Source organism: Paenibacillus sp. BIC5C1 (assembly GCF_032399705.1).
GTDB lineage: Bacteria > Bacillota > Bacilli > Paenibacillales > Paenibacillaceae > Paenibacillus > Paenibacillus taichungensis_A.
In genome coordinates this window covers 1,215,768-1,241,090 of sequence record NZ_CP135922.1, presented here as the reverse complement: position 1 = coordinate 1,241,090, position 25,323 = coordinate 1,215,768, and the positions used below count along the sequence as shown (strand labels likewise).

General features: G+C 47.0%; 22 protein-coding genes and 1 pseudogene. 7 read left to right on the top strand and 16 right to left on the bottom strand.

The genetic code is table 11. The annotated features are described in order from the left end of the window. Window positions 1–14: 14 nt before the first annotated feature. Window positions 15–944, bottom strand: coding sequence for an NUDIX hydrolase (locus tag RS891_RS05600; RefSeq protein ID WP_315794716.1), 930 nt, complete (start codon window positions 942–944; stop codon window positions 15–17). Between the two features lie 221 nt (window positions 945–1,165). On the opposite strand from RS891_RS05600, the gene RS891_RS05595 reads away from it, so the two are divergent. The 3 genes from RS891_RS05595 to RS891_RS05585 all read left to right on the top strand — a co-directional run bounded on the left by RS891_RS05595 (window position 1,166) and on the right by RS891_RS05585 (window position 5,211). Next, a complete protein-coding gene (locus RS891_RS05595; RefSeq protein WP_181586625.1) occupies window positions 1,166–1,600 on the top strand; it encodes a MarR family winged helix-turn-helix transcriptional regulator in 435 nt (144 codons plus the stop codon). A 70-nt stretch (window positions 1,601–1,670) separates the two neighbouring features. Then, window positions 1,671–3,392 carry an ABC transporter ATP-binding protein gene (locus tag RS891_RS05590; RefSeq protein WP_315794715.1) on the top strand — a complete coding sequence of 574 codons (1,722 nt, stop codon included), beginning with the start codon at window positions 1,671–1,673 and terminating at the stop codon, window positions 3,390–3,392. Next, window positions 3,376–5,211 (top strand): ABC transporter ATP-binding protein, encoded by a 1,836-nt coding sequence (locus RS891_RS05585; protein ID WP_315796185.1) that lies wholly within the window; start codon window positions 3,376–3,378, stop codon window positions 5,209–5,211. The genes RS891_RS05590 and RS891_RS05585 overlap by 17 nt, the downstream gene beginning before the upstream one ends. Before the next feature lie 77 nt (window positions 5,212–5,288). Here RS891_RS05585 and lpxA read toward each other — a convergent pair whose 3' ends face one another. From lpxA to RS891_RS05565, 4 genes and pseudogenes are all read right to left on the bottom strand, one after another. Next, complete coding sequence (lpxA, locus tag RS891_RS05580) at window positions 5,289–6,065, bottom strand: acyl-ACP--UDP-N-acetylglucosamine O-acyltransferase (RefSeq protein WP_113054095.1); 777 nt, start codon at window positions 6,063–6,065, stop codon at window positions 5,289–5,291. Further along, window positions 6,062–7,087: a UDP-3-O-(3-hydroxymyristoyl)glucosamine N-acyltransferase gene (gene lpxD / locus RS891_RS05575; protein WP_315794714.1), complete on the bottom strand. Its 1,026-nt coding sequence runs from the start codon at window positions 7,085–7,087 to the stop codon at window positions 6,062–6,064. The genes lpxA and lpxD overlap by 4 nt, the downstream gene beginning before the upstream one ends. A gap of 20 nt (window positions 7,088–7,107) precedes the next feature. Then, window positions 7,108–7,790 (bottom strand): annotated as a pseudogene (locus RS891_RS05570) (UDP-3-O-acyl-N-acetylglucosamine deacetylase). 245 nt (window positions 7,791–8,035) lie between these two features. Next, window positions 8,036–9,631, bottom strand: a complete 1,596-nt coding sequence (locus RS891_RS05565) for an ATP-binding protein (protein ID WP_258530699.1) — start codon at window positions 9,629–9,631, stop codon at window positions 8,036–8,038. A 260-nt stretch (window positions 9,632–9,891) separates the two neighbouring features. Between RS891_RS05565 and RS891_RS05560 the strand changes: the two genes are divergently transcribed. After that, complete coding sequence (locus tag RS891_RS05560; RefSeq protein ID WP_113054092.1) at window positions 9,892–10,227, top strand: hypothetical protein; 336 nt, start codon at window positions 9,892–9,894, stop codon at window positions 10,225–10,227. A 73-nt stretch (window positions 10,228–10,300) separates the two neighbouring features. Here the strand turns inward: RS891_RS05560 and mglC are convergent, their stop codons facing one another. The 6 genes from mglC to RS891_RS05530 all read right to left on the bottom strand — a co-directional run bounded on the left by mglC (window position 10,301) and on the right by RS891_RS05530 (window position 18,695). After that, window positions 10,301–11,320, bottom strand: a complete 1,020-nt coding sequence (mglC, locus tag RS891_RS05555) for a galactose/methyl galactoside ABC transporter permease MglC (protein WP_315794713.1) — start codon at window positions 11,318–11,320, stop codon at window positions 10,301–10,303. Between the two features lie 14 nt (window positions 11,321–11,334). After that, window positions 11,335–12,840 (bottom strand): sugar ABC transporter ATP-binding protein, encoded by a 1,506-nt coding sequence (locus RS891_RS05550; protein WP_315794712.1) that lies wholly within the window; start codon window positions 12,838–12,840, stop codon window positions 11,335–11,337. 73 nt (window positions 12,841–12,913) lie between these two features. Further along, on the bottom strand, window positions 12,914–13,975 hold the full coding sequence (locus tag RS891_RS05545) for a galactose ABC transporter substrate-binding protein (protein WP_315794711.1): 1,062 nt from the start codon (window positions 13,973–13,975) through the stop codon (window positions 12,914–12,916). A 121-nt stretch (window positions 13,976–14,096) separates the two neighbouring features. Further along, window positions 14,097–15,275, bottom strand: a complete 1,179-nt coding sequence (locus RS891_RS05540; RefSeq protein WP_181586623.1) for a sugar ABC transporter substrate-binding protein — start codon at window positions 15,273–15,275, stop codon at window positions 14,097–14,099. Next, the gene (locus RS891_RS05535) at window positions 15,262–17,079 is read right to left on the bottom strand and encodes a cache domain-containing sensor histidine kinase (RefSeq protein ID WP_315794710.1); all 1,818 of its coding nucleotides are present in this window, start codon (window positions 17,077–17,079) and stop codon (window positions 15,262–15,264) included. The genes RS891_RS05540 and RS891_RS05535 overlap by 14 nt, the downstream gene beginning before the upstream one ends. Beyond that, on the bottom strand, window positions 17,076–18,695 hold the full coding sequence (locus RS891_RS05530) for a response regulator (RefSeq protein ID WP_315794709.1): 1,620 nt from the start codon (window positions 18,693–18,695) through the stop codon (window positions 17,076–17,078). The genes RS891_RS05535 and RS891_RS05530 overlap by 4 nt, the downstream gene beginning before the upstream one ends. 216 nt (window positions 18,696–18,911) lie before the next feature. Between RS891_RS05530 and RS891_RS05525 the strand changes: the two genes are divergently transcribed. Next, complete coding sequence (locus RS891_RS05525) at window positions 18,912–19,433, top strand: hypothetical protein (protein ID WP_315794708.1); 522 nt, start codon at window positions 18,912–18,914, stop codon at window positions 19,431–19,433. A gap of 71 nt (window positions 19,434–19,504) precedes the next feature. Here the strand turns inward: RS891_RS05525 and RS891_RS05520 are convergent, their stop codons facing one another. Beyond that, complete coding sequence (locus RS891_RS05520) at window positions 19,505–20,431, bottom strand: tyrosine-type recombinase/integrase (protein ID WP_315794707.1); 927 nt, start codon at window positions 20,429–20,431, stop codon at window positions 19,505–19,507. A gap of 170 nt (window positions 20,432–20,601) precedes the next feature. On the opposite strand from RS891_RS05520, the gene RS891_RS05515 reads away from it, so the two are divergent. Both RS891_RS05515 and RS891_RS05510 read left to right on the top strand, forming a co-directional pair. After that, a complete protein-coding gene (locus RS891_RS05515) occupies window positions 20,602–20,802 on the top strand; it encodes a cold-shock protein (RefSeq protein WP_062320808.1) in 201 nt (66 codons plus the stop codon). 74 nt (window positions 20,803–20,876) lie between these two features. Beyond that, complete coding sequence (locus tag RS891_RS05510; protein ID WP_053783990.1) at window positions 20,877–21,149, top strand: HU family DNA-binding protein; 273 nt, start codon at window positions 20,877–20,879, stop codon at window positions 21,147–21,149. Between the two features lie 280 nt (window positions 21,150–21,429). Here the strand turns inward: RS891_RS05510 and RS891_RS05505 are convergent, their stop codons facing one another. The 4 genes from RS891_RS05505 to RS891_RS05490 form a co-directional block, all read right to left on the bottom strand. Beyond that, complete coding sequence (locus RS891_RS05505) at window positions 21,430–22,230, bottom strand: ABC transporter ATP-binding protein (RefSeq protein ID WP_113054083.1); 801 nt, start codon at window positions 22,228–22,230, stop codon at window positions 21,430–21,432. Window positions 22,231–22,293: 63 nt separating this feature from the next. Further along, complete coding sequence (locus tag RS891_RS05500) at window positions 22,294–23,427, bottom strand: ABC transporter ATP-binding protein (RefSeq protein ID WP_315794706.1); 1,134 nt, start codon at window positions 23,425–23,427, stop codon at window positions 22,294–22,296. A 4-nt stretch (window positions 23,428–23,431) separates the two neighbouring features. Beyond that, entirely contained in the window at window positions 23,432–24,268 is an 837-nt protein-coding gene (locus RS891_RS05495) for an ABC transporter permease (protein WP_090893845.1), read from the bottom strand. Between the two features lies 1 nt (window position 24,269). Further along, entirely contained in the window at window positions 24,270–25,280 is a 1,011-nt protein-coding gene (locus RS891_RS05490; RefSeq protein WP_063567843.1) for an ABC transporter permease, read from the bottom strand. Window positions 25,281–25,323 lie beyond the last annotated feature (43 nt).

The following is a 25,323-nucleotide window of genomic DNA, read 5'->3' as shown; positions in this document are numbered from 1 at the left end:
ATTCCCTCCTAACTTCATGGGGCCAATCTTTCCGGATTCAATCTATATAAACGGGATGGGCGATGTCCGGCATTCCCTGTATACTCCCCCGTTTCGATGACCCAATCGGCGATTTTGCGCCGGAAGGCGGCAGCCAGCAGTTTTTTGCCACTGATGGTCTCGTATACTTTCTGAAGAGCGGTCAGAGTGAACGTCTCCGGCATCAGATTGAAAGCGATATCCGTATACTCCACCTTTGCCCGCAGACGTTCCAGCGCGTAGTAAATGATCTTCGCATGATCGAAGGCAATTCCTTGAACTTCGTTCACGGTAATATGGCTGCTACGTACTCTGCCTTCCAACGTTTCTTTCGTCTCAATGACCGCCGACAATTCCTCTGTTCCATTGGTCAAAATCAGCTGCACCCTGTCCTCCGTCACGCGTCCACGCTCATGAATATGGCGTTTCTCCTCCAGAAGCCGCTGCTCCATTCGGAACCAGTCTGCTTCGCTGGCATCATCGCCAGCCTGAAGTTGCAGTTCGCTGCTGTCGACCAGCGCCATGTAGGAACAGCTGATTACACGCGTACGCGGATCACGATGCACATCTCCCCAGGTATACAGCTGCTCCAAATAGATATCATCCAGTCCCGTTTCCGTAAATAGTTCCCGCCTAGCCGCATCTTCCAGCGATTCCTGCATGGAGACAAACCCGCCCGGAAGAGCCCACTGCCCCATATAGGGATGGCCGCCACGCCGGATCAGCAGCAACTGGAGCTCAGGTTCCGCAAGTTTGCGATAGTTCTCCTGCGTTTCACTTCGTATGGTAAATACCAACATATCCACCGTGACGGAGGGACGTTCGAAATCGCCTGGGTCATAGGTTTCAAGAAACTGTTGTTCACTTATATTCACGTGATTCTGATGATCTAATGAATTTGGATCAGAATTACCTTTATGTGTCATTTCGAAAGACTCCATTCTGATATTAACAATTTGTTATTAACAATTAGATAATAACAATCTAACATACCCTCATGGCCTGCGTCAATATTTCCCATCTCCTTGCAAAAGTTCATTATGGCATGCTCACACATGCTTTCTTTGCATGTCAAAAATCACTTGACGATATGTCAAATGAAACTTATCATTTAGTTAGTCGACTAATTAAAAGGATGGAAGCACTTATGAAATCAGCTCGAAATGAACGGTTGATGGGCCAATTATCAGAACTCGTCAAGCTACATCGTTACAAGGTTCATGAGAAGCTCGTCAACCACCCTGAGTTATATCCAGGACAACCGCCGCTGCTGTTCCAGCTTGAACGGGAAGATGGTCAGACCCAGAAACACCTGGCTGAACAGCTTCGCCGCGCCCCTGCAACGGTGACGGTAATGCTGAAACGTATGGAAAGCTCGGGGTTTATACGGCGTGAAGCCGACCCGAAGGACCTGCGCAGTCTGCGTGTCTATCTGACCGATCAGGGCCGTGCCGCACTTAAAGACCTGAGGGAAGTATTCCAAGAGCTTGATCGCCAAGCCCAGAAAGATTTTACACCCGAGGAATCGCAGCTGATGTCAGCGCTCGCCCAGCGCATGGTTCAGAATCTGCGAGAATATTAAGTGAGATTCATCTGTATGCATCCATATTTGCTACATGATGATTTCATATCAAATGAGGTGATTTTTCCCATTGTGGACGTTAAAACGATTTCTTACCCCGTATAAGTCAGCGGCCATTCTTGCACCGCTGCTCATGGTCCTTGAGGTTGCCATGGATCTGCTTCAACCCAAGCTGATGTCCAGCATTGTGGATGATGGTGTTCTTGCAGGGAACCTGTCCCACATTGTGACTACAGGTTTGTTTATGCTTCTTTTTGCGTTAATCGGATGGGTTGGCGGTGCAGGATGTACGCTGTTTTCAAGCAAAGCGGCTGTTGGATACGGCACTGATCTGCGCCAGGAATTATTTGATCATATCCAGAAGTTCTCGTTCCGTAATCTGGATAGCTTCCAGGAGGGCTCGCTTATCACTCGTCTGACGAGTGATATCACCCAGATGCAGACCTTTGTACAGATGCTTCTGCGTATGTTTATCCGTTCGCCGATGCTGATTATCGGCAGTATTATTATGGCGTTTACGATCAGTGTCAAACTGGCGCTCATTCTCATTTTGTCCGTACCGATTCTGTTTATCATCTTATACATCCTCATATCCGCTTCCTATCCGCTGTTCGCCAGCGTTCAGAACAAGCTCGACAAGGTGAACGCGGTGCTTCAGGAAAATCTGGCCGGCATTCGTGTCGTCAAAGCTTTTGCACGCGCACGTCAGGAGAAGAAGCGTTTTCAGCAAGCCAATGAAGATTATACCCATACCGCAGTGAAAGCCTGGCGCATCGTATCGCTGAATGCACCGGTATTAAGCCTGATGCTGAATGCAACCATTGTAGCGGTGCTGTGGTTTGGAGGCTTTCAGGTGGTGGGAGGCGATATTGCCGCCGGGGATTTGATTGCTTTTATCAACTACGTAACCGTTGTACTCTCGTCGCTCACTTCAATCGGCATGATGATGATGAGCTTCTCCCGCGCGAAAGTATCTGCAACACGCATCAACGAGGTGCTTCACACCCAGCCTGATATTCAATCGGGAGATGATATGTCTCGTAAAGGAGCAGGTCAGGTGGAATTCAGGGATGTCTATTTCCGCTATGATGGAGAACATACACTCTCCGGAATTACACTGACGGCTCGGCCGGGAGAAAAAGTGGCTCTGCTCGGATCTACAGGATCAGGCAAAACATCACTTGTACAGCTGATCCCCCGCTTGTATGATGCCTCACAGGGTGAAGTGCTCGTGAATGGAGTGAACGTGCGTAACTGGGATCTACAGGATCTTCGCAGCCGTGTGTCCATCGTATTACAGGAATCCATCCTGTTCAGTGGCAGTATCCGGGATAACATCTGCTTTGGCAGACCTGATGCAACGGAAGCTGAACTGCGTGCCGCAGCTCAAGCGGCGGCGGCTGATGATTTTATTATGAATCTGAAAGATGGATATGACACGGAGCTGGGCCAGCGCGGGGTCAATCTCTCAGGTGGGCAGAAACAACGGATTTCTATCGCCCGTGCCCTGCTCATGCAACCGGAGGTTCTGATTCTGGACGACAGCACCAGTGCCGTCGATCTGCGTACCGAAGCAATCATTCAGAAGGCGCTGCATTCACTAATGAAAAATAGTACCACCTTCTTGATTGCACAACGGATCTCTTCTGTAAAGGATGCAGACTGTATTTACGTGCTTGATGAGGGAGAAATCGTGGCAAGTGGTACACATGAACATCTCATGGCCCATTCGTCACATTACCAAGCCATCTATTATTCGCAGCAGCGGAAGGAGGATGTTCAATTTGGCTAAAAACGCTTCTTCCTCCATCCATCAGACCGTTGTCCCACCGATGATCGGAAGACCTGGGCCACCCGGCCGAGGTCCGGTTCCCAAAGTAAGAGCCAAGAACGCCCGGCACGTCATCATCCGAGTGTGGTCATACATGGGACGTCATCGCAAAGGGGTTATCACCGCTCTGGTACTGACGGCTCTTGGAACGTTACTTAATCTGGCAGGACCTTATCTGCTCGGCCGTGCGGTCAATGAACATATCGTTCCCAAAATTACGGACGGTCTGCTGAAAGACTGCATGTTATTGCTGACCGTATACGTCCTCGGCTCGTTCATGATGTGGGCTCAATCCTATGTCATGATCGGTGTGTCCCAACTGACTGTGAAGGATTTGCGTCATGCTCTGTTTTCACGGCTGCAGCAGCTGCCAATCAGTTTTTTTGACAAAAATCAGAGCGGTGATCTGATGAGCCGGGCTACCAATGATATCGATAACGTGTCCACAACACTGAATCAAAGTGTAACCCAATTGATGTCCAGCGCCATCTTGCTCGTTGGCTCCCTGTCGATTATGTTAGCCCTGGATGTCCGTCTGACACTGCTCAGTCTGGTCACGGTTCCCCTGATTACGATCGCTACTCGGCTGATCGCTTCAAGAACACGCAAACATTTTACCGCCCAGCAAAAGTTGCTTGGTGAGCTTAATGGCTACGCTCAGGAAACGATTGCCGGACAAAAGGTGGTTGCAGCCTATAACCGCCAGGAGCAGGCACAAAACCATTTTCAGAATCTGAACGAGAAGCTTCGCACGTCCAGTACCCAAGCTCAAAGCGTATCGGGTCTGGTTGGGCCAACGATGAACGTTATGAACAATATCGGCTTTGCCATACTGGCAGCCGTAGGTGGATGGATGGCTTATCATGATCTGACGTCCATCGGGCTGATTGTAAGCTTCCTTGCTTACTCCCGCCAGATTGAGCGGCCCATCAATGATTTGGCGAACCAATATAACCTGATTCAGGCAGCTATCGCAGGTGCCGAGCGCGTATTCGACATTATTGATACACCCAGTGAATATGTGGAAGAACAGAAGAAACAACTGCAGCAGATCCAGGGTAAAGTTGTATTTGAAGATGTATCCTTTGGGTATAACTCCGAGAGGGAAATATTGAAAAAAGTCAGCTTCACCGCCAAGCCAGGCGAGATGATTGCACTTGTGGGCCCGACTGGAGCGGGTAAAACAACGATCATCAACCTGCTGCCCCGTTTTTACGAGATTACGGGCGGACGGATTACCATTGATGGCTGTGACATCTCCGAACTGGAGAAAGACCAGCTAAGGCGCGAACTTGGCATTGTGTTACAGGACGCTTATCTGTTCTCCGGCACCATCCGTGACAATATTGCCTATGGCAAACCGGATGCAACGGACGAACAAATCCAGCAAGCAGCGAAGTTGGCCAATGCCCACTCCTTCATCCGCAAATTATCGCAGGGTTATGATACCCCGATCATTTCCGGTGGCAGCAATCTAAGTCAGGGACAGCGACAACTGTTAACCATCGCTCGTGCCATTCTCGCTGATCCTGCGATTCTTATTCTGGATGAAGCGACCAGCAGCATTGATACACGCACCGAAATGCAGATTCAGGAAGCGATGCGCACCTTGATGAAGGATCGCACCAGCTTCGTCATTGCCCACAGGCTGAGTACGATTCGTGAAGCCGATCAGATCCTGGTTATTGATGACGGCAAGATCGCCGAACGAGGCAGCCATGATGAGTTGTTGCAACACCAAGGTTTCTACTATCAGTTGCATCAGGGTCAACAAAATTAACGCCCCTTGCCCCTAAAGACAAGACGAAAACGCCGCATAAGTTCCGTTTTATTCCGGACCTTTGCGGCATTTCCATTTTATCGCTTCATTCGTACAATTCCGCGTGTAGATTTATTTAGAAAATTCAATGTGTGTTCTTTAAATTCAGAAGGAGGCAAGTTGTTTATTTCTTCAATAGATTGATCGAGCGTTCGCTTTTGGCGAAATAAAATGGTATTAATCTTTTTTATCGTGCTTATCTCTTCATTTGAGAATCCATTTCTTCTTAGACCAATGATATTAATACCATGTATGTACGAACGCGGACCATCCGCTAAAGAATATGGAACGATATCTTGTGAAACTTTACTTCCCGCTCCAATCATTGCAAACCTTCCAATGTTACATGATTGGTGTACACCAGAACCACAACCAAATGTGATATAGTCTTCAACAATAACATGTCCGCCAATTTGCACATTATTGACGATGACGTTATGGTCTCCCATCAATACATCATGTGCGATATGAGCATAGTTCATAATAAAGTTGTTATTTCCTACTCTCGTGAAACAATCTCCTTTTGATGTGCCTTTACATATAGTGACATACTCTCTCACGGTATTATTATCTCCAATAATGAGATACGATTCTTCGCCTTGGTAACTTTTATCTTGTGGGTCTGAGCCGATAATGGCACCATGTGAGATATAGTTATTCTCCCCCAATACCGTGTTAGCCCCTATGATAACGTGACTTCCAATCCTACAACCGCTACCTATTTTTGAATTTTCTTCAATGATACTGAAAGGTCCGACTTCGACATTGTCCCCAATTACTGCTGTAGGATGAATAATGGCTGACTGATGTATCACTTAGCACCTTCCTTTGTTTTGCTAAGTTCATCAAGTTTTTTATTTAGTTTTTTTATCGTTTGGGGGAGTCTGGAAAGTGCAGCGGATTCTCGTAGTTGTCTCTTATGTGAGCGAGCTGTATACCCTGACACCATTGAGTTCTCGGGCATGTTTTTAGTAACCATGGTTTTAGCTAAAACAACGCAGCCGTCTCCAATGGTGATATTATTAATTACCGCACTTCCACCAGCCATTATGACGCGATTACCAATTTTTGATGAGCCCCCAATTGCACTTGTGCCTGCGATAATGCAGTGCTCACCAATTTGAACATTATGGCCAATTTGAATAAGGTTGTCCATTTTAGTTCCTTTACCAATGGTTGTTGAATCAATCGTTCCGCGATCAATAGTGGTATTTGCTCCAATCTCAACATCATCAAAAATAACGACATTTCCGATATGTGGGATCTTAACTTGTTTTTGACCATCCCATTCAAAACCAAAGCCGTCAGCGCCAATCACTGCGCCTGAGTGAATGATGGCATTATCTCCGATGAAAGTATCATGTAGAACAGTGACATTAGGGTGGATCAAGCAATTCGTTCCAATGGTCACATTCTTACCAATAAATGAATGCGCGGAAATAATAGTATGATCCCCAATAGATACATCTTCTTTGATTACCGCGAATTCGTCGATCTGCACATTACAGCCTAACGTTACTGAAGGATCAATTGCTTCTGATGATAATACACCACTGCTTTTGGTTTTCTCGCTAAACATTTCAATTAGGCGAATAAAATCGAGTCGGGGATTTTTCACCTTAATAACAGGTACTTTAAATTCTATTATTGTCGTTTCTGGCACAATGAAAGCCGAAGCCTTACATTGATCTAATTTATTTAGATTTTTATCCGTAACAAAAGCAATATCTCCCTCTTTAGCAGCATTAATTGAACCTACGCCTGTTATAACGACATCGCCATCACCTATTAGAATCCCATTTATCTGTTCAGAGATTTCATTCAAATTACATGGCATAATATGGTCTCCTTTTGTATTTAAATTAGATTATTTAATAATTCTTGAGCAAAAAGAGTGTTCAAATAATGAGACGTTCCCGATCCTATGATTTTTGCATGAAAAGGAGGATTCAGAGCTAAATCGCCAATAAGATCCAGCAGCTTGTGACGAGACAATTCATCAGAAAAACGTAAATCGGGATAAATTTCCTTTTCACCTATAACTATTCCATGGTCTAAAGAAGCTCCTTGAATTAAACCTTTGCTTTTTAAGTACATTATTTCTTCTTCAAAACAAAATGTCCTAGCTGGCGCAATTTTTTTTGTTGTAAATGAAGGTACTTTATTTTGACTTCTTGCTGCAGATGGCCAACTTCTGAAATCTTGGTTGCAATATTGGTAGAGCTGCCATCAAAAATAGGTAATTCTTCACCATTAACATCAATAATCACGTTATCAATGCCCATCCCTCGAATTGCAGACAATGTATGTTCAACCATAGATACGGTGTATCCATGCATGTTTTTAAGCTGTGTGCAACGTTCCGTATTGGATACATTACCGATTCTAGCTTCAATAATTTCATATGGATCTACATCCACTCTTCTAAAAACAATACCTGTGTTTGGTTGTGCAGAATGCAGAGTTATCGCTGACAAATTCCCACTATGTACAGCAATGCCGTCTAATGTAAAACTATTACGAATCGTTTTTTGGTACATAGCATCGCCCCCCTTTGACATAATTCTCATATTCGGATCCTATTTACATGTATTATATCGATCACGATTAGCTGATGTTGTCGATATTTGGAGGCTCGTCAAATTCACATGGATATGTCGCTGAGAATAAGATGATCCGCAAGTACGCTGAAAAAGCTTCGCCAAAGATCAGCATAACAAGAAACCTTAGCATGTCATCCGAGCTAAGGTTTCTAAACGATCCATTTTTTTGTTTATTAAACGGTCTACTTGACGGGGAGCAGTTCAGCGTTTTTATTTGTTGGTAAATGAAGGGTAAATGTAGAGCCAATCCCCATTTCACTATGAACGGTAATTTTGCCATGATGATCCTGAGCGATTTTCTGACAGAGTGCCAGTCCAAGTCCTGTACCTTCTTCCTTTGTCGTATAAAATGGATTAAAGATCGTCACCAGAGAGTTCTCAGGGATACCGCTGCCCGTATCGGTAATCGAGATAAGCGCCTTCTCACCATCATGATGCAAATCAATATGCACTTCACCCGGATCTTCCATCGCTTCAAAAGCATTACGAATCAGATTAATCAGAACCTGTACGATCTTGTCCCGATCCATATTGACCACGACCGACTCACCTGTCATCTCCAGTGTAATTCGATGCCCCCGTGATGCTGCATCCGATCCGGTTAACGACATGACCCGTTCAAGACACAGCTCTACTCGTTCAGGTTTCATGTGATTGGCATGCGGCTTGGAGAACTGTAAAAACTCAGCCGTCAGCTCTGTTACCCGTGTGATCTCACCCATAATGACCTCATACCATGGAGCGATATTGAAGGCCTGTCCCCGAGAAAGCTGCAGGAAACCACGAATGGCAGTCAGGGGGTTGCGAATTTCATGAGCCATGCCCGCGGCTAACTCACCAACAGCCCGAAGTCTTTCGGAACGGAAGACCTCCTCTCCGTTTTTTAACCATTTGCTGCGCTGCTGCTGCAACATCCTCTCCTCCGACACCGCGATAAAGTGTTGCAACGTCTCGGACATTCCAGGATATAGGGATATGCTGTAGTTTATTTGTAAGCCCCTTAACTCCCCGGACAGCAGTAACGCCATGCGTTCTTCGATATTTTGTATTTCAGGCAAAACGACAGCATAACGATCCCCCGCATACCGAGATATGCCATATGCATCTGCAAACTGTTTCAAAACACTCTCGCCTGTCGCTTTGATTACATGACTCCAGTTGTCTTCAACCTCTTTATCAAATCCATTGAAATTCTGAATGTTCATGATAATCAGCAAAAAAGATGGTTGCTCGTCCACTGTCTTCTTCAGTATGTTCATATATCCCTCGTAATTCAGCAATCCAGTGAGCGGATCATGAAGGGTTAGAAAATGATTTTCCTCCCGAAGTCTGCGCTTCTCTGCTTCGCTGTTAAGCAAGGTATGATACAAAAAGATAATGACAATTGCAGTTAACATGTCAAATATCGACACTAGCAAACTATATGTATCTATCGTCACATACGATAGCCGAATCACGGTATATTCAAAAACAATCAACATTGAAATGGGTAACGTCTGCGTAATCCGCTGTTTATCCTGAATCATCGACATGATGAGCAGGTAATACAACATATTGCACCAGTTAAGTTCACTGAAATAATGGAATATGCCAAGAAAGATCCAATGAAAGTTACGCAATACCGGATACTGTTTTTCCTTATACACACTTGCCACAAATAACGCACCAGCACATATCATTAACACAAGGTGGGAAGTAAGCCCTAGAAAATAAGAGGACAGTATAACAAGCAGACATCCTAGCGGGAAAATAACCATTTTCATCGTGTAACTCAGCAAACAGCCTCGCCCCCTTTGACATAATTCTCATATCCAGATCCTATTTACATGTATTATATCGGTTATGATTAGCTGATGTTGTCGATTATTGGAGGCTTGTCAAATTCACATGAATGTATAAATTTATAATTAAAATAGGACAAACGGTTTATAGGAAAGTGCATATTACGAAATAATCCTCCTATCACATTGATCAACACTGTGTTAAAATACATTAATGGATTTATTTAGGATATCACCTTGGTTATGGAGGGATAAGCATGATAAAACAAAGAAAACCTTTGGGCATCGGGACACTTTCTCTGCTTGTGCTCGCTATGGGGTTTGCCTTTAATTATGGTTGGGGAGCAGAAAAGGTACAAATCAGCCACTATTTGTTTAATCTACTGAACTTGCCTATCTATAGCAATGGTCATCAAGGATTTCACATTCCCTTTATGGTAGCTATAATCTTTTGGTTATCTTCCGTTTTGATCGCACGCAAATATCATTCTCACTTTGGTACAAAAGTAGCCTACAAGGTCGGTGGTTTCATGCTGATCTTTAGCGTTATGATCTTTCCACTTTACGGTATAATATGGGTTACATTTCATTAAAAGAGCAAACAAGCAAAAAGCCAGCTTCCCCTGTCATTTCAGGAAGCTGGCTTTTTGCTTCATTACTACATTTTTATTTTTTCGCCATATACTTGCGGATATCAAATGCCACCGCAGCCACAATAATCAACCCTTTAATAATCAGCTGCCAGTAAGGACTTACACCGATAAAGGTCAGACCATAGTTGATGACTCCAAAGATCAGCACCCCTGCCATGACTCCGGGCACCGTACCAATACCACCCGCAGTGGAGACGCCCCCCACGACACAGGCCGCAATCGCATCCAACTCATACATATTGCCGTAATTGTTCGTTGCCCCGCCCGTACGTGCGGCTTCCAGCACACCGCCCAGTCCATACAATGCACCTGCAATGGCATACAACACAATCAGGTTGCGGGCTACATGAATACCGGACACATGCGCAGCCTGAATGTTGCCACCGATGGCATACATGTTCTTCCCGAGGCGGGTCTTGTTGAAGACGACCCAGCAGATCAGCGCAACCGCTACAGCAATTAATACGATATACGGAATGGAATAACCACCGCCAAGATCAATGTAACCGGAACCAATAACGGTAAAATCGGGTCTCAGTCCTCCAATGGGTTGTGACTGATTCGGCTCTGTATCAAAATAAATCGAATTCAGACCGTATACCGCAACCATCGTGCCCAGTGTCGCGATAAAGGGTGGAACATGTAATTTGGCTACAATGATGCCGTTGACGAGACCCACTGCCAAGCCTGCGATGATCCCGATGACGATCGGCAATCCCACCCATAAATGTGGAAGATCAGGAAAGAACCGATTGGCATATTCGTCGATCTGCAGCATGGATGCCGATACAACAGCCGTTAGCCCAACAACCCGCCCTGCCGACAAATCGACCCCGCCCGTTACGAGGATAAACGCCGCCCCCAGCGCAATGATGGCCCGTGTGGAGGACTGTTGTAATATATCCCGAAGTGTAGAGAAAGCAAGAAAATGCGGATCGGCAATGGCAATGCCGATGACGAGCAGGATCAGCACAATAAAGATCGCGCGCTGCGCCACATACTGCTTCACCTGATTGATAACCTGTGTATTCATATGTTCCCTCCTGACTAAGCCATCCGCTGCTGTGCGGCCAGCCTCATGATATCCTGCTCTGTTGCCTCGGCTCCGTCCACAATTCCGGTGAGCCGTCCTTCGCTCATGACCATAATTCGATCCGACATGCCCAGCAGTTCGGGCATCTCCGAGCTGATCATAATAATGCTTTTGCCCTGGCGGGCCAGTTCCGTAATAATGGTGTAGATTTCAAATTTGGCACCTACATCAATCCCACGTGTCGGTTCATCGAGCAGTAGAATTTCCGGGTCAGTTAACAACCATCTTGCCAGAAGTACCTTCTGTTGATTACCACCGGAAAGGTTGCGAATCAGCGTGTTAACTGAAGGCGTTTTAGTTCTGAACTTCTGTGTTTGCTCGCGTGCCTCATCTCGGCCTTTCTTCTCATCTAACAGACCAATACGATTTTGGTAACGTCCGAGACTCGCAATAATCGTATTTTCATATACAGACAGCACCGGAAAAATTCCCGTGACTCTTCGTTCTTCGGTCAGCAGGGCAATGTTATGACGCTTTGCTGCGGCAGGTGACTTGATCTTTACCTTGCGTCCATGAATTGAAATTGTCCCTGATGCAAGTCCGCGCAAGCCGAACAATGACTCGATTAATTCCGTCCGCTGTGCCCCAACAAGGCCGCCGATCCCAAGTACTTCGCCTTTCCTCAATTCAAACGTCACATCACGGAACGAATTCGGCTGGCTGGAGGTTAAGCCTTCAGCCTTCAAAATCACTTCTCCTGGTACGTTCGTCCGTTCCGGGAACCGTTCATCCAGATCACGTCCAACCATGCGGGTAATGATCAGATCGGTCGTTAAATCAGCAGCATCCCAGGTACCGACCACAAAACCATCCCGCATAATCGTGACCTCATCCGAGATTGTCAGAATTTCCTCCATCTTGTGCGAGATGTAGATAATAGAAACCCCGCGACTGCGAAGCTGATTAATAATGGCGAAGAGCTGGTCCACTTCCTTGCCCGTGAGCGAGGACGTTGGCTCATCCATCACAATAACTTTGGATTGAAAAGAGACCGCTTTGGCGATTTCCATCGACTGTATTTTGGAAACGGATAAAGTCCCCGCCTGAGCCTTTGGATCAATGTCCAGATTCAGGTCATTGAACAGGGCCAGTGTATCGGCATACATTCGCTTCTCATCCACCAACAACCCCCTCATGGGAAACCGTCCCAGCCAGATGTTCTCCATCACTGGCCGATGCGGCACCGGGTTCAGCTCCTGATGAATCATCGATATGCCATGCTGAAGCGCCGCTTTCGAACTCGGAATGTCCACCTCATTGCCTTCAATCCGAATCGTCCCCTCATCCGGGCGATACATACCGAATAGACATTTCATCAGCGTGGATTTGCCCGCTCCGTTCTCTCCCATCAGCGCATGAACTGTACCCGGCTTTACCTTCAATGTGACCTGACTTAGTGCCTGCACACCTGGAAATGCTTTGGATATTCCGTCCATCTCCAGCAGGTAAGGTGATTCCATCTTTCATCCTCCCCTTCCGTAAACCCGCAAAAAAAGGACGCCATCTCATGACGGACGTCCCTGTTTGCTGCTGTTATTGGGCGTCGGCAATGTTGTCTTTCGTAATTTTTTTGTAGGCAATCCAGACGTACTTGCCATCCGTAATGTCATAACCCGTGTTTTCCTTTGTTGGCGTCTCACCCTTCGCAAGTACGGAAGCGAGTGCAACCGTTGCTGCGCCCTGGTTCTTGGCATCATTCAACACCGTGCCCAGCATCGTTCCGTCCTGAAGGGCCTGAATGGCCGGAGCAGTTGCATCCACGCCGACAACAGGCATCATTTTGCCGTCCTTGAAGTATCCCGCTGCTTTTAACGCTTCAATGGCTCCAAGTGCCATGTCATCATTGTTAGCCAATACCGCTTCAATTTTGTCTCCGTGGGAGGCAAGGAACGCCTGCATTTTCTCCTGGCCTTTGACCCGATCCCACATCGCCGTGTCTTCCGCCAATGCTTCCACTTCAATACCGGCATCCTGAATTGCCTGTACGGAATATTTAGTCCGCAGCTCAGCATCCTGGTGGCCAGGCTCGCCTTTCAGCATGACGTATTGCAGTTTACCATCCCCGTTTTTATCTGCTTCCGGGTGGGCCATCCAGTAATCCACAATGAGTTGACCGGAGATCGTGCCGGACTCTTCCGCCTTGGCTCCAACGTAATAAACTTTATCCCACTTGTTCATGTCCTCAGCAACTGGCTCACGGTTCAGGAAGACCACCGGAATGCTGGCCGCTTTGGCTTTGTCAATAATGACACCTGCTGCGGTCCGGTCAACCGGGTTCACGGCCATTGCGTTGTACTTCTTGGATACAAACAGATCGACTTTCTCATTCTGGGTCGGCTGTGCGTTCTGGCTATCCACGATATCGAGTGTGGCTTTGCCTTCCGCTGCTGCGGTCATCGCATTCCGTACACCCGTCATGAACGTGTCATCAAACTTGTAGATCGCCACGCCAATCTTCGGCGTTTCCGTTCCTGCGGCCGTCTGACCTCCTGTATCTGTTCCTGTACTTCCGCCTGCACTGTCTCCGCCACTGCTGCACCCCGCCGCCGCAACCATACACGCTGTAAGCAACAATGTCATCCACGTTTTCTTCATATCCTAATGACCTCCCCCAAGTTCATTCGGCTTTACCGATGTCTTTATTATGAAAGGGTTTACAATAAATTCGAATACAATATCTTCCTCTGTTTTATCGAAATCTTCCTCAATTGAATTTTCACTGTACAAAAGGAAACAGCAGCTTCTGATTATCCATCCAGAACATATTGTCCGTACTGACCAGCTTCGTTTCCAGTGTTACCCTGGCTTGCACCTGTTGGTTGTTCAATCGTGCAACAGCCTGATTCACACCAAGATAACCTGCGCTGAATCCGTTTTGCACGATCAAGTGTTGAATTCTGCCTTCCTGTAACTGCTCTAACTGCTGCTGTTCACTGCCAAATCCCACAATCTTCACCTTGTTCCCGTTGTTCTCGGACGTACGTCGATTCAGTTCATCCGCTGCCCCCAGAGAAGCAGGTTCCTGAAGGGCAATCAATCCGTCCACCTGCTGCTCATCAAGCAGTTGCTTCGCCGCCTGCCAGCAAGCATCCCGGGTACTGCATACCGATTGAGCCTCCACATGAATGTCAGGGTATTGAGCCAGTGATTCCTCTACCCCTTGTTCCCGGTTAATCAGAACAGGATTTACAGGATCAGGACCAAGCAATGCTACACGTCCTCGTCCTCCCATAAGCACAGCCATGGCCTGACCCGCCTGCCGTCCTGCCTCAACGTTATCTATTGAGATAACACTTGTTATGCCTTTTACAGGAAACTCGTCATTCAACAAAATGACGGGGATAATCACTCCGTTGGCATCCTTAGTCTGTGCCTTCTGAATGATGTCACTGAGTGCCTTCTCACTCAAGGGATCGATCAACAGGGCCGATGCTCCCTGCTCCATTGCCAACGATACCGCATCCACCTGAGCTTGTTCACGCTCGCTCAGTAGATAAGTCCCATTTTGCAAATGCTCTTGCTTGACCTTTCCCTGTCCTGCTGTAAAATCGGGGTTAGATGGCGCATAGGTTAACCCCTCTGAGGGAAAAGCCTCCACCGTAATAAGCTCCGCTCCCGCTTCTTTGGCAGCGGCTTCGGCCCCAAGACGTATCGCTTCTGCAAGTTCTCCGGTTCCTGCTGGCGTAATCAGCGCAATACGCGGCGGCGATCCCGCTGGCTCAGCATTCGACATGCCGCACGCCACACATAACAACAGGCAGCAAGTTGCTGCTATCATGGCCATATAACGAAGGAGAAGAACTCTCATCCGAATGATTCCCACGCGAGGACAGAGGTTTATTTTCATAACTAGATGCCCCATCCATTCCGTTCCATTGATCTTATTCGCTTTCATGTGCATCGTCCTCCTCTCGTTCCGATTGGATCGGAATCCGAATCCAGACGGTTGTGCCTTCCTCCAGCTCACTCTCGAATTCAAGACCGTAAAGTTCGCCATAATAGAGCTGAATCCGATCATGCACATTGCGCACAGCTACACCTGATCCTGCACCACTTTTCACGACAGGACTGCCCATCAAAAGTTTCGACAACTGCTCTTCTGTCATGCCGACCCCATTATCCGTAATGCGAAATACCAGCTTGTCGTCCTCCCGGTATACACGTATCTCAATACATCCCTCGTCCATATGATATTCAATGCCATGCACGATCGCATTTTCAATGAGTGGCTGAAGCACCAGCTTAAGTGTCAGGCAGTCCAGCGTATCTTCATCCGCCTTCATGCTAAAATTGAATTTGCGCTTGAACCGCATCTGCTGAATCGTCAGATAATGGTGGGCGTGCTCCAGTTCTTCCCTAACCGTAATAATCGTTTTGCCTTGACTGAGACTGATGCGAAACAATCGGGATAACGAAGTGATCATCGTAATAACTTCCTCATTCCGGCTCATGCCCACCATACGCACAACTGAATTCAACGTGTTATATAGGAAATGTGGATTGATCTGAGCCTGCAAAGCTTCCAGTTCGAGACGACGCTTTTGTTCCTGTTCATGAATGATTTCATTCATCAAAGTTCGGATTTTATAGACCATCAGGTTAAAACGACGGGATAAACGTTCCACTTCCAGCGGCCCTTCGATAGGTAGCTCCACGTTAAAATCCCCTCGCTCCACTGCCTTCATCTTTCGTTCCATACGCCGGATTGGACGTGTCAGACTGGAAGAGAGGAACAGCGAGACAAGGATGACCAGAACCAGCACAACCAGCAGTACCCGAATGAGATATCCATTGACCTCCTGGCGGGTTGTCATGATCTCATCCAGGTAAGCTACACCGACAATTTTCCATCCGATATTGGCGACAGACTTGACCGCATTCAACCTTTTCTGCCCATCCGCCTCATCTTCATAACTGCCGGTTGCAACCAGTGCCTGTTCGATATTTTCACTTTTGAGCCCCATATACATTAATTGCTGCTGCGGATGGTAGACGATATTTCCTGCACTTTCGTCGATAATGTAGACGTATCCCCGCTGCCCCAGACTGACCCGGCGGCTCAGTTCGTCCATTTGTTTGAAGTTGATATCCACCAGCAAAATGACCTGCCGATCCTGACCATTTTGGCGTACGGTGATGCCTTTGCTCATGGAAACGACCCATTTGTATGGGCCTGTGTACATGTTCTGGATATGAGGTAGAGAGAAACTAAGGTGATCCGGCACTCGGAGTGCAGATTGAAACCACCCTTGCTGTGTCACATGCGCACTCGGTTTTAATTCAGCTGAAGGTCTGTTCTTGAGCAAATGCCCTGTTGAATCCAACAACGTAATCGAGATGATATCTTCACGGCTGCTGAGCAGCGTGTCGAGCTGTTTATCTACCTGATCCCCTTCCCACGTGCCGTCCCGCAGCATATGCTCTTCGATGGCTCGGTACAGATGCGACATGCTGCGGACATAATCCTCCAGATTGTAACTGACCTGGTCCACGATCTGTCTCGTCGTCAGCTCCGCACTTCGCTCTGCGGCCTGCGTGAATTTGTCATGCAGCAGCAACGCCATGATGGTCAGCACCAGTACAATGAAGACAGAGAAGGACCACGTAATAATAAAGCGGATACTGCTGACTCTGGATGAACGCAGCCTTGAACGAAACTTAAGCCATAGGGATCTTATCCATCCGGCAAACGGTCTCATCGGCTTGTGCCTTCACTAGCTGTTAGTGCAATCTGTTTGCGATATTCTTTGGGCGAGACGCCGATGTGTTTTTTGAAGCAAAAACTGAAATAATTCGGTTCCGCGAAGCCTACCTGACCAGCAATCTCAAACGACTTCATCTCTGTGGATCGAAGCAATTCCTTCGCCGCCTCCATCCGGATTTGCATCAAATATTGCAGGAAGGTAAGCTGTACTTCTTTTTTGAAAATGCCACAAAAATAACCCGAACTGATATGCAGATGCCCGCATACTTTCTGAATGGACAGATCCGGATCGGCGTAATGTTCTTTGGTAAACGACAATGCCTGTTCCACAATATCCTTGTACACATGCTGCCTTCCGCTGGCAATACGTTGTTGAACGAGCAGACAAACCTCCCGCACCTTACCCTGTGCCTCAGACAACCCAGGCAAACGGAATAAATCGGCATACAACTGGAACCCTGCTCCAAAAATGTCTTCCATGGCCTCACCCGATGCTTGGGCCGCTTTCCAAACGTTTGTTAAAACTTCAATCAGATACAATTGGATGTCACTTCGCCCATGCTCCACCGTAATTTCCCGGAAAATGATCTCTAGCGCATCCTCCAGCTCCGCCTGCGTACCCGCTTTCAAACAACGTGTCAGCGTTTGCTGCTTCAACTCGTCAAAACGCAATTTTCCCGCCGTCTGACGCTCCACATCTGCAATATAAATAAGTGGATCAGTCCCCGGTACAAGCCGATAATCCAGTGCCAGTAGTGCATCCTCATAGGCATGCTTTACACCTGCCAGTGTGTTCACGATCGAGCCCGATCCAACAGTGGCAGGAACACGCAGATAGTGATTGATGCTGCGCATTACATTTTCCAGCGCCTGCTGCTGTCGTTTTTCCCCATCTCCTCCACCCCATCGATCTACATAGAGCAGCACAATCGTCTCCTGATGCATAAAAGCATGTCCGGCCCCGTGTTCCGCCCATACCTCTGCGGCAATGTTTAGCGCAGCGAACTGCTTCAACTCCACATCCTCGGATTGGTCTCCGTCCATATGCAGGGTCAATACGGATACACCATAGCGTTCACCTTGCAGATCCAGTCCACATTGCTTTGCTTTGCCGTGAATATATTCAGGCGATTTTTGCCGATGCAACAAAGTGGCCATCAGGTCCGCCTGTAACAGGGGCAGGCTTGTATAATAATGGTCGCGCAGCTGCTGTACATCCTCTCGCTCTGCCACTTCATCTGCCATCTGTGCACGCAACCTTGTAAGCAGATCTGTCAGATGTCCTGCCGAGAAAGGCTTTAGTAAATATTCATCCACACTCAGCGAGACCGCTTGTCGAGCGTAGTCGAATTCATCGTATCCGGTCAAAATCACCACTTTTACAAGCGGATTTCGTTCCCGCAACCTTTTGGCAAGTTCCAGTCCATCCATAAATGGCATGCTGATATCCGTTACCACAATATCCGGCTCCACTCGTTCTGCCATCTCCAGTGCTTCACGTCCATTCTCCGCCAGACCAACTATGCGCAGATCGAGTGCTTCCCAATCCACCTCTACAACCAACCCTTCGCGTACATCCTCTTCATCATCCACCAACAATACCCGGTACACGTCAGATTCCTCCTTTATTTAAGGGGCCATAAGCCCAAGCAATAATGTATATGTCGATATGATTCAAGGTTGCCATCATAATATACAATATAAATTTAATTGTGTAACCGCTTACTTTTATGGTGATAAGATTGATCTAATAAGTGCTCATACACAAATATATGGTAAAATATAGGAAGTAGTTGATTATGAAAAAGGATAGGAGTCTATTAACTGATGAATTATTTGAAATCCGGAATGATAACGACCGGTATTGCCGCAATATTAATTAGCAGCGGTGCAATCACGGAGACGATTCGAACTGATCGGTTAGAAGCATCCACAGAGTCTTCACGCTGGGAGAACCAACCTCGAGAACTTCAGGAGGAATTAACAAAATCATGGAGCAGAGGAATGGAGGCGATACGTAGCACGCTGAATGAGAACAGTGAGGAGGAAAATATAACTGAATGGAAACTGTTTTACAGCTTGGAGGATTCATTAAACACCCTTCCCCATCAAGAGCACTCTTCCTTCATCACTGCCTATTATAGTAATGAACGAAGAACCATGCTGGAAAACGGGGATATCATGCCTGCCTTGCTTTTACATCCCGATCATACAAAGGCAATACTTTATTGGGAAAAGCATGATGGAACCTATGCCATTATTACATTAGAATCGCAAATCAATGCAAACAACAAACCCGAATGGGATGTCAGTCATTCTTGGATAACCAAACAGCCCTCATCCACTTGAAGTGGGTCAGGGCATTGATCCTATATTCCTATATCCATTCTTAATTCCTCATAAAGAGTTCTTCACATACTTTAATGCGGTTCCGTTTCTCCATTCTCTTCTGCTGATGAAGATAGATTGGCATTTAACCCCTTAACATAAATCATAGTCGTATCCGGATTGATATGTCCCATCATTTCTGCCAAGCGATGTAGTGGTGTATGCTCGGCCATAGCGTATCCGAACCGATGACGCAGATCATGGGAACTTAGCCCCTCGAGACCGGCTGTAGTCATCACCTTTTTGATCAAATGGCGCAGCGCCCTCTCCGTTAAGCGATCACTGGTTTTCTCGGAAGGAAACAGGTAAGGACTATCCGATGCGAGGCCAGCCATGTACATCTTCAACAAAGTAATACATGTCATGTTCAGCGGAATTTTCCGTTGACCGTTTCGTTTATCGGCCCGCACGGTAACTTGCCCGCTTCGTTTGCCCAATTCAATATCATCGGGAGCGAGGTTACATATCTCCATCGTTCGCATACCGGTATGAAACATGAGCGTAAGGATGGTCTGATCCCGAAGCGAGTTGCCGTTCTCGACCGCAGATATGAATGATTGTTCTTCCTCGGTGGTCATTCGGCGTGGGCTAACCTTGTCTTCCGGAATGAATTTCAAAGGTTTGGAAGGATCACTGTTGATCCTGGATTCCGATACGGCCCACTTGAAAAAACGCTTCAATGTAATCAGTCTGCGATTAATGGTAGATGGCTTCAATTGCATCACCTTCTGTGAATCCTCCCGGTAACGGACCAAAGTCGATGTATGCACATCTTCAATATGAAATGAAATCTCTTCACTCCGAGAATCATTCTCTTTATACCATTCGGTAAAATGCTTCAAATCACTCGCATATTCCTTCAAGGTTTTGGGAGTCAATTCTCCCTGGATTGTAAGCATATGTATGAATTCCTGAACAACCATTTCCCCTTGTATCGAAGTACCAGATATCTTATCCATTAGAAAAAACCTCCAAATCTTGACTTATATTAGCGGACATGGTATTATCATATTAATCGATACATTAGCGGACATCAAGTCTGTGGGTTTGAATATACCTGATTAGCGTTGATTGTTAAATTAGCCTTTTCAAAATGGTCGTTTAAAAACTTATTTTTTGGAGGAACTACATGCAAACAGGTACAGTGAAATGGTTTAACGCGGACAAAGGATTTGGCTTTATCGAAACTGAAGAAGGAACAGACGTATTCGTTCATTTCAGTGCAATTCAAGGCGACGGCTTCAAAACATTGGATGAAGGACAACGCGTCCAATTCGAAGTAACTCAAGGTAACCGTGGTCCACAGGCTGAGAACGTTACTAAAGTTTAATTATATTAAAGCTGCCTTGTACAAGGCAGCTTTTTGTTTTATTTCATCCAAAAACGAAAAGCGAGGTATGACAAATGGATAAAGAACAATTGATCACAGAAGTAGCCAAAAACGGCGGATTCTCCAAAAAGAACGCTGAAAAGGCCGTAACGGTTGTACTGGATTCGATTTTGGAAGCATTAAAAGAAGGCAAAGAGGTTCAACTGGTTGGATTCGGCAAATTCGAAGTGCGTAATCGTGAAGCACGTATGGGTAAAAGCCGTCGAACCGGTAAGGAAATTCAGCTTCCAGCAGGTAAAGTTCCCGTATTCACAGCAGGATTAACCATGAAAGAAGCTTTGAACTAAACAGCAACAACAGGATTGGAAAAGAGGTTTTTATTCAAACACACAACGAACATTTTGATGTAAATGTCGTGTTTTCTACGGTTGATGATATCATTAACTTTTATTCCGGCAAGCAGACAAACCAGAATAACGCGGAAGATCACACCCATTCAACACCCCCATCAACAGAGTCTGCACAGACGCCACAACCACCCACTCGCTAAAACGAACCTTTCATCTTGGACAATAAGAAGCCCTGTTCCGCTCAAAACGGTCCAGGGCTTGATTTGTGTCACTTGTGTCACTCGAGCACCCAGGGAGAATGAATTTTGGGTACGTCATTGATTAATTGTTTGGTATAAGGATGCTCCGCATGATGAATGACCTCCTCCGCTCTCCCTGCCTCCACCATTCGTCCATGCTCCATAATACAGATCGTGTCGCTCACATAATAAGCCAGACCCACATCGTGCGTAATAAATACAATGGTCATGCGGTTCTCGTCGCGCAGCTTGAGCAGCATATCCAGAATCGTTGAACGCGAGCATGCGTCCACCATGGACGTTGGTTCATCGGCAATCAATACCTTAGGATGCAGCATGAAAATGCGGGCAATCATAAGCCGTTGCATCTGTCCACCGGACAGTTCAAACGGATATTTGTTGTATAACTCTTCGAACTTCAGGTTGACGAAGGAACAGGCCTCCTTCATTTTGGCATATTCTTCGTCCTTGTTCAGCTTCAGCCCCTGAAGTTTGATACAGTCCACCAGCAGCTTTTCCACCCGGTGAAATACGTTGAACGAAGAAAACGGATCCTGGAAAATGGCCTGGATATCCTTCCAATAAGCTTTGCGCTCACGGTACCGTTTCAGTTGTCTGGGCTTGCCATCGTATTCAATCGCTCCATCCGTTTCCTTGAGCAGGCCCATGATCATTTTTGCAAGCGTGGTTTTGCCACTGCCGCTCTCTCCGACAATGGATATAATCTCCCCTTCATGAAAATCAAAGCTCACATCGTCCACGGCTGCCTTTTTACGATTGCCTGTACCGTACACCTTGGTCAGATGGCGGCCGCTGATCAGCACCTTGCCTATCGCCATACTACCTCACTCCTTTCGGGGAGCCTTGATCCGAGCTCATTACGCCCAGAAAGAATCATTTCATTAGTCTGCTATATCGTCTGTGTCAGTTCCAATATCCTGGATTTCAATTTTATTTAAGACGCTTTCCTCCTGATTTTGTTCCATCTCCTGGGGCTGTTCGTTTATGCTCTTCTGCTCTAAATGACCGTCCTGCTCCTGCTCCCTGATCTGCTCCAAAATCTCTGGTGTCAGGAGACAGCGATATATGCGTCCATCGACATGAATGTTCTCGATTTTGCCCTGGCGGCACTCGTCGGTCACCAGTGTACAGCGCTCTGCGAAACGGCAGCCTTCCGGCACATTCTTCAGATTTGGTGGTGCACCAGGAATGGCAGCCAGTTTATGCTCCTTCATGCCCTCTTCGGGCACAATGATGGAACCCATCAGCTTGCGGGTGTACGGATGCAGCGGATTGAAAATCATCTGCTCTGCCGTACCTCGTTCCACAATCTCCCCGGCATACATCACCATAATTTCATCCGTCACATGGTACAACAGCGGCAGTTCATGCGTGATGAACACCAGTGATTTGATGACTTTACGCTTCAACAAATCCTTCAACAGACGAATGACTGCCTTCTGGGAAGTCACATCCAGTGCGGAAGTAGGTTCATCCGCAATAAGCACGTTGGGATTCAGAATCGTTGAGATGGCGATAACCGTTCGCTGCTTCATGCCGCCGGATAATTCATTTGGATACATATCCAGCACATCCGGCGACAGATTCAGTGATTGAAAGCGCTCCGTAGCCATCTTCCGTACATCCGACCGTTTCATCTCCGGACGATGCTCCTTCATGATATCTTCAATAAACCTGATAATCCGCAGCGTTGGGTTTAGTGCATTCATGGCAGCCTGCGGAATATAAGCAATTTCCTTGCCCAGAATGCGAGAACGAAGCTGCTCTTTGTTCAGCTGCATAATATCGGTACCATTAATGCGGATCGAACCACTGCCATAATGAAGCGGCGGGAAATAAAAGCCCATCAGGCTGAGCGCCAGCGTCGATTTGCCACAGCCCGATTCACCTGCAATGCCCAGCGTCTGCCCCTCTTTCAGCCCGAACTCCACCCCATCGACGGCAAAGACGTTCTCCTTGAGCCGGGTACGGTAATAGGTTTTCAGACCGCTGACCTGAAGTATAGGTTGGTTCATGGTCTTAGCTCCTTATTTTCGGATTGAAAATTTCGTCCATGCCCGTATTCATCAGATAAAGCGAAAAGGTAATGACGGCAATCGCCAGCGCTGCAGGAATGAAAGCCCACCACGCCCCTGCTACTGGCGCTTCAAACACAAGTGCCCAGTTCATCAGAATGCCAAGCGAGATCGTATTATACGGCCCCAGTCCCAGCATGGAGATGGAAGCTTCGGACAGAATGCCCGATGCCGTCTGGAGCACAAAAGCCATCACCACATAAGACGCGATATACGGCAAAATCTCATGGATAATGATACGCGGCGTACTGTGTCCCGAAATTTTCGCAATATGCACATGATCCCGGCTGCGTAGAGATGTCGTCTGAGCTCGCACAGCCCGGGCCGTCCAAGGCCAGCTGGTTATACCGATAATGATCGCCGTCACCAGGGAACTGCGTGAATCAATGCTGACGGAGATCAGGATCAGAATAATAAACGAAGGAATGACGATGAATATGTTGGTAATTGCCGTCAGAAAGTTATCCAGCATTCCCCCTATATATCCCGACACAAGCCCCATAACCAGACCGATAACGGTCGCAAACACACCTGCAATCAGCCCTACACGTATGGATGTCTGGATGCCATACATCAATTCAAGGAAAATGTCCCGTCCAAAATTGTCCGATCCTAATAGCAGGCCATCGCCAGGTGGCTGGAACGCCATCGCAATCATCTCAAGGGGATCACTGCGATTAATGAGCGGATAGATCGTAACCAAGAGCAGCATGCCGACAAAAGTCACCGCACCGATCATGAATTTGGGTGACTTCAGCAAAATAGAGATCGAATGCTTCATATCACTGTTCCTCCATTTGAGCGGCCTTGATGCGCGGGTCAATGAAGCCGTAGATGACATCAATGGTGAAATTCGCAAGCAATACAGCAATGGCAATCAGCAGCGTACATCCCGAGATTAGTGGGTAATCCAGCTGCCGTATAGCCGTGAACAGCCATGTGCCGATACCCGGATAACTGAAGACAATCTCACAGATGAGTGATCCGCCGACCATCGTACCAATGGAGAGCGCAAGTCCCGTAATTTGCGGCAGCATGGCGTTGCGGAACACATAACGTGCAATTCGACCGTCGCGAATACCCAGCAGTTTGCTGTATAACACATAGTCTGAATTGAGCTCATAGATGGACATCTCCCGCATACCAATGGCCTGACCACCAATGGTCACAAGCACAATGGAGAGGAACGGCAAAGTATGGTGGCGAACCACCGACATGATGAAGTCGAAGCTCAGCTGCGGCACCATCTGGAAGTCATATCCCCCTGATAAAGGGAACCATTTCAGTGATAACGCAAAGACATACAGCATAATAATAGCCAGAGTAAAAAAAGGAATGGAATTGATAAACAATGCTACCGGAAACAGCACTTTATCAAAAACACCCTTCCGGTACGCTGCAATCGCACCGAGCAAATTGCCAATGATCCAGCCGACCAGGATGGCCGGAAGTTGAAGCCCCACCGTCCAAGGGACGGCGGAGGCCAGAATGTCCGTCACAGGCTTCGGATACAGTCCAAAGGACGTGCCCAAATTGCCTGTGAACAGATTTTTTAAATAGATGCCGAATTGGGTCCATAGCGGCTGATCAATACCGAATTCAACCGTAAACGTCTCATACACCCGCTTGATGGAATCCGAGTCGGTCATCCCTGACGTCATTTTGGAAGCGATCATGCTCACCGGGTTACCTTCAATCAGTCTTGGCAAAATAAAATTCAGTCCGATGGCGATGACCAGGGTCAGGCCGTACCAGAATACTTTTTTGGCGACATATCTGGAATAGGCATTCATAGGATTTAGCACCCCCGAGTTTAGCGGATAAGGGCCTTATGTC

Bases quoted from the DNA above. Each gene is read 5' to 3' on its own strand.
- RS891_RS05595 (WP_181586625.1), top strand. From the start codon at position 1,166: ATGAAATCAGCTCGAAATGAACGGTTGATGGGCCAATTATCAGAACTC.
- RS891_RS05585 (WP_315796185.1), top strand. From the start codon at position 3,376: ATGTTCAATTTGGCTAAAAACGCTTCTTCCTCCATCCATCAGACCGTT.
- RS891_RS05500 (WP_315794706.1), bottom strand. From the start codon at position 23,427: ATGAACCAACCTATACTTCAGGTCAGCGGTCTGAAAACCTATTACCGT.
- RS891_RS05515 (WP_062320808.1), top strand. From the start codon at position 20,602: ATGCAAACAGGTACAGTGAAATGGTTTAACGCGGACAAAGGATTTGGC.
- RS891_RS05525 (WP_315794708.1), top strand. From the start codon at position 18,912: ATGAATTATTTGAAATCCGGAATGATAACGACCGGTATTGCCGCAATA.
- mglC (WP_315794713.1), bottom strand. From the start codon at position 11,320: ATGAATACACAGGTTATCAATCAGGTGAAGCAGTATGTGGCGCAGCGC.
- lpxD (WP_315794714.1), bottom strand. From the start codon at position 7,087: ATGCCATGTAATTTGAATGAAATCTCTGAACAGATAAATGGGATTCTA.
- RS891_RS05510 (WP_053783990.1), top strand. From the start codon at position 20,877: ATGGATAAAGAACAATTGATCACAGAAGTAGCCAAAAACGGCGGATTC.
- RS891_RS05535 (WP_315794710.1), bottom strand. From the start codon at position 17,079: ATGAGACCGTTTGCCGGATGGATAAGATCCCTATGGCTTAAGTTTCGT.
- RS891_RS05540 (WP_181586623.1), bottom strand. From the start codon at position 15,275: ATGAAAGCGAATAAGATCAATGGAACGGAATGGATGGGGCATCTAGTT.
- RS891_RS05520 (WP_315794707.1), bottom strand. From the start codon at position 20,431: ATGGATAAGATATCTGGTACTTCGATACAAGGGGAAATGGTTGTTCAG.
- RS891_RS05560 (WP_113054092.1), top strand. From the start codon at position 9,892: ATGATAAAACAAAGAAAACCTTTGGGCATCGGGACACTTTCTCTGCTT.
- RS891_RS05505 (WP_113054083.1), bottom strand. From the start codon at position 22,230: ATGGCGATAGGCAAGGTGCTGATCAGCGGCCGCCATCTGACCAAGGTG.
- RS891_RS05490 (WP_063567843.1), bottom strand. From the start codon at position 25,280: ATGAATGCCTATTCCAGATATGTCGCCAAAAAAGTATTCTGGTACGGC.
- RS891_RS05600 (WP_315794716.1), bottom strand. From the start codon at position 944: ATGACACATAAAGGTAATTCTGATCCAAATTCATTAGATCATCAGAAT.
- RS891_RS05495 (WP_090893845.1), bottom strand. From the start codon at position 24,268: ATGAAGCATTCGATCTCTATTTTGCTGAAGTCACCCAAATTCATGATC.
- RS891_RS05550 (WP_315794712.1), bottom strand. From the start codon at position 12,840: ATGGAATCACCTTACCTGCTGGAGATGGACGGAATATCCAAAGCATTT.
- RS891_RS05545 (WP_315794711.1), bottom strand. From the start codon at position 13,975: ATGAAGAAAACGTGGATGACATTGTTGCTTACAGCGTGTATGGTTGCG.